This is a genomic window from Mesorhizobium sp. P5_C1 (assembly GCF_054049815.1).
This window is the reverse complement of the sequence record NZ_JBFULQ010000013.1, coordinates 18,953-27,465: the sequence shown is the minus strand read 5'-3', so window position 1 is coordinate 27,465 and position 8,513 is coordinate 18,953. Positions and strand designations below refer to the sequence as shown.

General features: G+C 64.5%; 7 protein-coding genes. 1 reads left to right on the top strand and 6 read right to left on the bottom strand.

Going from position 1 to position 8,513, the window contains the following annotated elements; genetic code table 11:
- Window positions 1-142: 142 nt before the first annotated feature.
- Window positions 143-706, bottom strand: coding sequence for a helix-turn-helix domain-containing protein (locus ACXJ7R_RS02480; protein ID WP_457150427.1), 564 nt, complete (start codon window positions 704-706; stop codon window positions 143-145).
- A gap of 204 nt (window positions 707-910) precedes the next feature.
- Here ACXJ7R_RS02480 and ACXJ7R_RS02475 point away from each other — a divergent pair, with 204 nt between their 5' ends.
- Window positions 911-1,615, top strand: a complete 705-nt coding sequence (locus ACXJ7R_RS02475) for a nitroreductase (protein ID WP_457150426.1) — start codon at window positions 911-913, stop codon at window positions 1,613-1,615.
- Window positions 1,616-1,657: 42 nt separating this feature from the next.
- Here ACXJ7R_RS02475 and ACXJ7R_RS02470 read toward each other — a convergent pair whose 3' ends face one another.
- The 5 genes from ACXJ7R_RS02470 to ACXJ7R_RS02450 all read right to left on the bottom strand — a co-directional run bounded on the left by ACXJ7R_RS02470 (window position 1,658) and on the right by ACXJ7R_RS02450 (window position 8,428).
- A complete protein-coding gene (locus tag ACXJ7R_RS02470) occupies window positions 1,658-3,100 on the bottom strand; it encodes an MFS transporter (RefSeq protein ID WP_457150425.1) in 1,443 nt (480 codons plus the stop codon).
- 176 nt (window positions 3,101-3,276) lie between these two features.
- The gene (locus tag ACXJ7R_RS02465) at window positions 3,277-3,864 is read right to left on the bottom strand and encodes a sarcosine oxidase subunit gamma (protein ID WP_457150424.1); all 588 of its coding nucleotides are present in this window, start codon (window positions 3,862-3,864) and stop codon (window positions 3,277-3,279) included.
- Window positions 3,857-6,865, bottom strand: coding sequence for a sarcosine oxidase subunit alpha (locus ACXJ7R_RS02460; RefSeq protein ID WP_457150423.1), 3,009 nt, complete (start codon window positions 6,863-6,865; stop codon window positions 3,857-3,859). The genes ACXJ7R_RS02465 and ACXJ7R_RS02460 overlap by 8 nt, the downstream gene beginning before the upstream one ends.
- On the bottom strand, window positions 6,862-7,158 hold the full coding sequence (locus tag ACXJ7R_RS02455) for a sarcosine oxidase subunit delta (RefSeq protein WP_457150422.1): 297 nt from the start codon (window positions 7,156-7,158) through the stop codon (window positions 6,862-6,864). Before ACXJ7R_RS02455 ends, ACXJ7R_RS02460 begins: the two co-directional genes overlap by 4 nt.
- A gap of 10 nt (window positions 7,159-7,168) precedes the next feature.
- A complete protein-coding gene (locus ACXJ7R_RS02450; RefSeq protein WP_457150421.1) occupies window positions 7,169-8,428 on the bottom strand; it encodes a sarcosine oxidase subunit beta in 1,260 nt (419 codons plus the stop codon).
- Between the last annotated feature and the right edge of the window lie 85 nt (window positions 8,429-8,513).

Here is an 8,513-nt window from a genome sequence, read left to right as displayed (position 1 = left end):
CCTCCGATGATCACCACGCGTGCCGTGCTCGGCAAACCGGTCATGTTCTTCTCCCTGACAAAACCCAAAAGCGCGTTGCGCTTTCCATTTTTTGTTTTTGATACCTGTCGTTATCCCAAGCACGCTTCTGGGCGACATGCATTCAATAGACTGGCGGCGCAACCACCCAGATGACAACCGCCGGCTCGGCACCCGGATTGCGCCAGCGGTAGGGCTTGCCTTCGAAGCGAAAGGAGTCGCCTTCGCCGAGCCGATGCCAGACGCCCGATATCTCGATATCGAACAGTCCGGACGCGACGTATCCGGCCTCTTCGGTCGGCCGACGCGCCTCGTTTTTCAGCTCCGCGCCCGGCGCGAAAACCGAACGCACCATCTCGAAGCTACCGCCGAGATCGGGCGACAGAAGCTCCTCCACCAGGCCGGATTCGCTTGTGCCAAGCGTGCGGCGCCTGCCGGCGCGCACAACCACGCCACGCTCGCTTTCGACCGGCACGTCATGGCTGAAGAACAGGCTGATCGGCACGCCGAACAGTTCAGCGAAGGCTCTGAGATCGCTGAGCGATGGCGTCGACAGGCCACGTTCGACCTGGCTGACCCAGCCGACCGAACGGCCAAGCTTCAGGCCGATCTCGGCAAGCGTCAGCCCGCGCGCCTTGCGCAGCGCCCTGAGATCGCTGGCCAGCACGCGTTCGTCAGGTCCCTGCAATGTTCGTGCGATAGGTGAAGGCAAAACGCTCACTTCATGAAAATTTGCATCCGAATTTCATGAGAAATCAAGCTCATGAAAAAATCAAGTGGATTTTCACGCATGCTCAAGATTTGCTTGCAGGATTTTGACGGTTCATGCAAAGGCTCGGGCACGAACGGCGAGTGGGGACGTCTGGTCGAGACGAGGGTTAAAGGACGGCCCATGCTTGAAAAGAACACCCGAATTGCGGACGAGGCCGAGATTGTCGACGAGGCGATCCTGTCGCGCCGCTCGGTGCGCGCATTCCTGCCCGACATGGTCGACGACGACACCATCCGCGCCATTCTGTCGGTTGCGGCGCGGGCTCCATCCGGCACCAACATGCAGCCGTGGAAGGTCTACGTCACCAAGGGCGAGACCAAGCAGCAGATCACCGACGCCATCCTCAATTCGGGCATCCGCGCTGAAAAGGCCGATTGGGATGAGTACCGCTACTATCCCACCCAGTTCTTCGAGCCCTATCTGACCCGACGGCGCGCCAACGGCTTTGGGCTCTATGGCGCGCTCGGTATCGGCCGTCGCGAGGTCGACAAGATGCGCGCCCAGCACGACCGCAACTTCGTCTTCTTCGACGCGCCGGTCGGCATGATCTTCACCATTGACCGCCGGCTCAACCAGGGTTCATGGATCGACTACGGCATGTTCCTGCAAAACATCATGGTCGCAGCGCGGGGCAGGGGCTTGCACACGTGCCCACAAGCGGCGTTCGCCCCCTATCACCGGCAGATCCGGCCGGTGCTCAACATTCCCGACGAGGAGATCGTCGTCTGCGGCATGGCGCTTGGCCATGAGGACATCTCCAAACCCGAAAACGCCTTCCGCACCGACCGCGTGCCGCTGGAAGAGTGGGTGACGTTCAGCGAGTAAGCCGGCCGCCCCGGCCAGAACCGGCCAACTGGGCGTCGAGCCCTATTCCGTGTTCATCTGTGCGCCGTGGCCGCTGACATGGGCGCCGTCCTGCGGCGTCAGCTTGAGATAGGCGAATAGCGCACACAGCGTGATGACGCCCTCGATCACGAACAGGATGCGAAAATCGCTTGCCACGGCCGGACCGCCGCCGGCCAGAAACGACAGTGCCGCGGCGGCCAGGCCGACACTGATCGCCACCGCGAGCTGCCACAGGATGTAATAGAGTGCGCTGAAGCGGGCGAGCTGTTCGGGCGCGATGTCGGAATAGGCGAGGTTGCCGGTCGACGCCCATTGCGCTGAGCGGAAGACGCCGAAGACGAAGATGTAGGCAAGCACGATCCACACCGGTGTGGTTGCCTGCATCAAGGCAAATCCAACGACCATGGCGGCGACGATCGGCGTGTTGCAGACCAGCACGCGGCGGAAGCCGAAACGGTTGAGGACACGCGGCATGAAGAAGCGCATGGCCACCGAACCGACCGCGGCAACGAAAGTCAGCGATCCCGCCTGCACCGCGCTCATGCCGAAGCCGAGCTGGAACATCAGAGGCAGCAGGAAGACGACCGAGCTGAGGCCGATCGTATCCAGGCCACCGCCGGTCAGGAAGGAAATGCGGAAGGTGCGGATGCGCAGGAGCTTGAGATCGAGCAGCGGATTGCGCACGCGCAGGCAGTAGAACGAGGCAATTGTCAGGATGACAAGCGCGAGCGCCAGTTCACCGGCGATGACGCCGCCGGCAGCGTCCTTGGCGGCAAGCGAATCCATGCCGAAGACCAGCAGCACCATGCCGCTGCCGACCAGCAGAAACCCCGGAAAATCGAACGGCGTGCGCACGGGCTTGGTCACTGTCGGAAACAGCGAGGCGGCAAGCAAAGCCGCCGCCAGTGCGAACGGCACGTTGATGAAGAAGATCCAGCGCCAGGAAATGTAGGTGGTCAGCGCGCCGCCGACGAGCGGGCCGACCAGCGGTCCGGACTGGCCGGCCAGCGAGATGTACATGTTGATCTTCAGGGTGCGGCTGCGCGGAAAGGTCTGCAGGATGACGACCTGGCCGAGCGTGCCCATCAGCGCGCCGCCGAACCCTTGCAGCGCACGGGCGCCGACCAGCATCCAGATGTTGTCGGACAGCCCGCATAGGGCCGATGCGGTGGCGAACACCAGCAAGGCAAAGCAATAGACATTGCGCAGGCCGAAGCGGTCGGCGGCCCAGCCGCCAAGCGGCATCGAGATGATCAGGCTGGCGACATAGACGGTGATCAGAAGGCCGAGCTGGCTGGGCGGGCGGCCGAGGCTTTCGCCGATACCGGGCAACGCCGTCACGACGACATTCTGATCGAGGCTGGTCATGAAGACGCCGCAGGCGACCGTCAGTGGCAGCAGGAGCAAGGCTCTGGCCGACACATCGGCGCGATCGGTGGCGCCGGCGGATATTTCTGCGGTCATGGGGATGTTCGAACCAAACGACTATGCCGAGCCTGAGACGGGGTTTGATGCCCCTTGGGCCGGTCTTGGCGGCCACGTTTCCCATCATGGCCGCCCGCGGCGCGATTCTCTAGCGGCAGAACCGGCTGGCCTTGATGCCAGAAGCCGCGGCGATGCGGCCATCCGGCCGGCGCTGCCTATTGCACCTCGTAGCCGACTTCCTCGCTGGCATGGCAGAGCGCCTTCCAGAACGAGCGTGCGAACGAGCGGAAGACATAGATGTCGAACTGGTCGGAGCCGATACGCTGGATCTGGGCGAAGACATCGTGATGGGTGGTCGAGCGGCCGGCGCCAACCGGAAAGGCCGGCAGCGCGAAGTCGATGGCGAAGAACTTCGCCAGCACCCATTCGGCCTTCGGCCCGGCGATGCGAATGGCGGTGCGACCATGCGAAAGGTCGGTCACCGTGCCGATGGCCGGGGTGACCGCCTTGGCAAAGGCGCCGGCCAGGCCTTCGGCTTCATCGGCAACGGTGAATTTTCCCGGCGCGAAGCCGAAGACCGACTTCACGCCGTCGCTCATGCCGCCGCCGGCGCCATCGGGCAGCGCAAGCCCGGTGACGGTACGGATGGCGGCAATCAACTTCTTCTCCTCACCCGGCCAGGCTGCCAGCTGCACGATCGAGCCGGGCCCGGTCTCGGTCAGGATGATCTCGACGCCGTGTTCGAAATTGCCATGCGAGCCAATGTGAAACTCCGGCTCGAGCGGTGATTGGCGCTCAACCATGCATGCGGCTCCCGTCCGGATCGAAGAAGTGGTTGGAGACGATCTCGACCGGCCCGAACCGGTTGCGCAGGGGATCGGAGACATTGGCGCGCGTGCCGTGTCGTGCCTTGCCGCCCTTGACCAGCGCCAGCGCGATGTGCTTGCCGAGCGCTGGCGAATAGCAGCAGGCGGTGATGTGGCCGATCGAGCCGTGGGGATTGGCCTCGTCGAGTTGCTCGACGATGTGCGCGCCGCCATTGAGTGGGCGGTTGTCCAGCGCGATCAGGCCGACGAGTTCCAAGCGGTCAGACGCGATCAGGCCCTCGCGGTCCATCATCGCCGAGCCGATGAACGGCTTTTTCTTCGACAGCATCCAGTCGAGATGCAAGTCGCGCGCCGTGGTGCGGCCGTCGATCTCGGCGCCGGTGACATGGCCCTTCTCGATGCGCATCGTGCCCAGCGCCTCGAGCCCGTAGGTGACCAGCCCGAACGGTTTGCCGGCCTCGATCAGCGCTTCCCAGACATGGGTGCCATGGCCGGCACCGGAATAGACCTCGAACGCCATCTCACCGGAGAAGGAGAGCCGGCAAATCATCACCGGGACACCCGATATCTCGCCGCGCACAATTCCCATGAAGGGCAAGGTGGCGTTGTCGACCGATGTGCCGGTGACGCAAGCAGCGAGGATCTGCCTGGCCTTCGGTCCGCCGATCGCGGCGCCCGCCCATTCGTCGGTCACCGAGGTGACGTGCACCTTGAGCTCCGGCCAGATCACGTCGAGGAAATATTCCAGATGCTGCATCACCTTGCCGGCGTTCGCCGTCGTGGTGGTCATCAGGAAATCCTGCTCGCCCAACCGCCAGGTGGTGCCGTCGTCGAAGGCGAGGCCGTCCTCGCGCAGCATCAGCCCGTAGCGGGCCTTGCCGACGGCCAGTGTCGAAAACATGTTGGTGTAGACGCGGTCGAGGAATGCAGCGGCGTCGGGCCCTTGCACGGCGATCTTGCCCAGTGTCGAGACATCGACGATGCCGGCGCTTTCGCGGGTCGCCTTGGCTTCGCGCACATAGGCCTGCTCGACCGTCTCTCCGGCATGGCCGTAGATCATCGGACGGTACCAGAGGCCGGCCGAATACATGGTCGCGCCATTGGCGAGATGCCAGTCATGCATCGGCGTCAGCCGCTCGGGTTTCAGGTCACCGAAGCGCTCGGCCGCCAGCGAGCCGATCGACACCGGTGCAAAGGGCGGGCGGAAGCGCGTCGTGCCGACCTCGGGGATCGGCTTGCCCAGCGCCTCGGCCATGATGGCAAGGCCCGGAACATTGGAGCTCTTGCCCTGGTCGGTTGCCATGCCGAGCGTGGTGTAGCGCTTCAGGTGCTCGACCGAGACAAAGCCTTCGCGGTGTGCCAGCCGCACATCCTCCGCGGTGACGTCGTGCTGGAAATCGACAAAGCTCTTGCCTTTGGCCCTGATCTCGAACACCGGCGCCGGATCGGGATCGCCAGGAACGGCTTCGACAGTGGGCAACGCCGCCGGCGTGCTGGTTCCGCCGGCCGCGGCGAGGCCGGCGGCGCGGCCTTCGGCGATGGCTTCAGTGGTGGAAAAACTGCCGGTGAAGGCGCCGGCGCCAATCCAGTGCTGCGTTGGCCATTGCTGGGTCGGCTTCGGCGGCAGGAAAGCCTGCCGCGCGGCGTTCCACTCGGCCTTGGCGCCGGCCTGGCTGGCCAGATGGATGGTAGGCGACCAGCCGCCCGACATCAGCAGGCAATCGGCGTGGATGCTGCGGGCGTCGCCGGTGAGCGAACCGTTGGCCATGTCGAAGCGCTGCAGCTTGAGGCCGGTCAGCGTCTTGCCGCCTTCCGTGGCGACGACGGCATGGCCGGCGAAGACCTCGGCCTCGGCCTCCGTGGCCAGCTTGAGCATCTCGGCTGAAGGGTCTGGCCGGACGTCGGCAATGGCGACGACCGTGGCACCCGCCTTCTTCAAGGCGACGGCCGCTCGGTAGGCGCTGTCATTGTTGGTGAACAGCGCGATCCGTTCGCCCGGCAACACGCCGAACTCGTTGGCGTAGCGCTCGGCGGCATGCGCCAGCATCACACCTGGCCTGTCATTGCCCGGAAACACCAGCGGCCGTTCGAAGGCGCCGGTGGCGAGCACCACGGAGCGGGCGCGAATCGCCCAATAGCGATGGCGCGGCTCGCCCTTGCCGGGCTGCTCCTTGTGGTCGCTGACCCGTTCGAGCGCGGCAAGCGTGTTGTTGTCGTAATAGCCCCAGACCGTGGTGCGCGGCAAAAGGCGGACATTGTCGCGGCCTTCGAGCTGGGCGACGGTGCGGCGGGCCCAGTCGGCGGCCGGTGCGCCATCGATGGTTTCGCCTGACCAGTTGGCAGAGCCGCCGAAACGCGGCTCAAGATCAGCCAGCATGACCCGGGCGCCCTGATCGGCAGCGGCCTTGGCGGCCATCAGCCCGGCCGGGCCGGAGCCGACTACCAGCACGTCGCAAAAGGCGTTCATGCGTTCATAGCGGGCCGGGTCCTTCGCCGATCCGGCGCTGCCGAGACCGGCGGCGCGGCGGATGAAATGCTCGCAGAACATCCAGAAGCGAGTGCCTTTGAGCGGACCGATCACTGGCCCCATGAAGGTCTTGTAGTAGAAGCCGGCCGACAGGATCTTGCCGCCAAGCTGGTTGACGGCGTTGACGTCCCAGGCAAGCGAGGGAAAGCGGTTCTGGCTGATGGCGACCAGTCCGTCATGGATCTCGACCATGGTCGCCGGAATGTTGGGCTCGCGAACATCGCCCTTCAGCACCGTCACCAGCGCGTTGGGCTCCTCGATGCCTGCGGTGAGCAGGCCGCGCGGGCGGTGATATTTGAATGAACGCCCGTAAAGGGTGACGCCCTTGGCCAACAGCGCCGACGCCAGCGTGTCGCCGGCATGGCCGGTATAGGTGGCTCCGTCGAAGGTGAAGCGGATGGTTTTCAGCCGGTCTATGCGGCCGCCAGTGTCGGTGCGGCGCGGGCTCATGATTTGTCCTCCGCCTTGCGGCGCGCGGTCGAGGTGTGAGCGCCGCGCATGAAGGCGACGCTCAAAATCTCATGCGTCAGCGTGTTACGCACGACCCTGAGATGTGCGCGGCAACCGCCGGAATGCTGCCAGATTTCGTTGTGGTCGCCGGCCGGGTTCAGCCGGTCGTAGACATAGGCGTTCCATGCCTCGAAATTCTGCGAGGCGGGGTCGGGGCGCTTACGGTTGCCGTCACCTTGATAGGTAAATTCGACGACGTCGCGCGGGCCGCAATATGGACAGGTGATCAACATGGGACTTTACCTAATGCAGCCGCGGGTTTGCACCCTGGCCCTTGTCGTCGATCACCAGGCCGCGGTGGAAGCGGTCGAGCGTGAAGGGGGCGTTGAACTCGTGCGGCTGATCCTTGGCGATGGTCCAGGCAAAGCACCAACCCGAGGCCGGCGTCGCCTTGAAGCCGCCATAGCACCAGCCGCAGTTGAGATACATGCCGGGCAGGGGGCCGGTGGTGATGATCGGCGATCCGTCCATCGACATGTCGCAGACGCCGCCCCAGGAGCGCAGCATGCGCACGCGGGCAAGGCCCGGAAACAGCGCCAGCATCTCGCTCATCACCTCGTCGACGATGGGCAGGTTGCCGCGCTGGGCATAGCTGTTGTAGCCGTCGATGTCGCCGCCATAGATGAGGCCGCCCTTGTCCGACTGCGACATGTAGAAATGGCCCATGCCGAAGGTGACGACGGTGTCGATGAAAGGCTTTAGCGATTCGGTGACGAAGGCCTGCAGCACGTGGCTCTCGATCGGCATCGTCTCGACGCCGGCCAACTTCATGACGCGCCCGGTGCTGCCAGCGACCGCCACTGCCACCTTCCTGGCGCGGATGTCGCCGCGCGACGTGGTGACGCCGGTGACGCGGTCGCCGTCGCGCAGGAAGCCGGTGACCTCGCAATTCTCGATGATGTCGACGCCGYGCCGGTCCGCGCCGCGCGCATAGCCCCAGGCGACCGCATCGTGACGGGCGGTGCCGGCGCGCCGCTGCATCAGGCCACCGACCACCGGGAAGCGTGCGCTGTCGGAGATATCGAGCGCCGGGATCAGCCGTTTGATCTGCGCTGGCGTCATCAATTCAGCATCGACGCCGAGATGACGCATGGCGTTGCCGCGCCGTGCATAGTCGTCGAACTGAGCCGGCGTGTGCGCCAGGTTCAGGCAGCCGCGCTGCGAGAACATGACATTGTAATTCAACTTGTGCGACAGGTTCTCCCACATCTTCATCGAATGCTCGTAGAAGCGGGTGTTGGCGGGCAGCAGATAGTTCGAGCGCACGGCCGTCGTGTTGCGGCCGACATTGCCGGAGCCGAGCCAACCCTTTTCCAGCACCGCGACATTGGTGATACCGTGCTCCTTGGCGAGATAGTAGGCGGTTGCCAGCCCGTGACCGCCGCCACCGATGATGATGACATCATAGGACGCCTTCGGATCCGGCTTGCGCCAGGCCGGTTTCCAGTCCTTGTTTCCCTTGAGCGCGTTCGCGAGCAGCGAAAAGGCCGAGTACTCTGCCATCATTGTCATCCGGTTCGGGCGATGCGGCAGACTATAGAGCAGGCCGCATCCGCAAAGCCAATATTGCGCCATCGCCTTTCGACTG

What these genes read in the sequence shown, in the direction of transcription:
- ACXJ7R_RS02460 (WP_457150423.1), bottom strand. Translation starts at nt 6,865, where the DNA reads ATGAGCCCGCGCCGCACCGACACTGGCGGCCGCATAGACCGGCTGAAA.
- ACXJ7R_RS02465 (WP_457150424.1), bottom strand. Translation starts at nt 3,864, where the DNA reads ATGGTTGAGCGCCAATCACCGCTCGAGCCGGAGTTTCACATTGGCTCG.
- ACXJ7R_RS02470 (WP_457150425.1), bottom strand. Translation starts at nt 3,100, where the DNA reads ATGACCGCAGAAATATCCGCCGGCGCCACCGATCGCGCCGATGTGTCG.
- ACXJ7R_RS02455 (WP_457150422.1), bottom strand. Translation starts at nt 7,158, where the DNA reads ATGTTGATCACCTGTCCATATTGCGGCCCGCGCGACGTCGTCGAATTT.
- ACXJ7R_RS02475 (WP_457150426.1), top strand. Translation starts at nt 911, where the DNA reads ATGCTTGAAAAGAACACCCGAATTGCGGACGAGGCCGAGATTGTCGAC.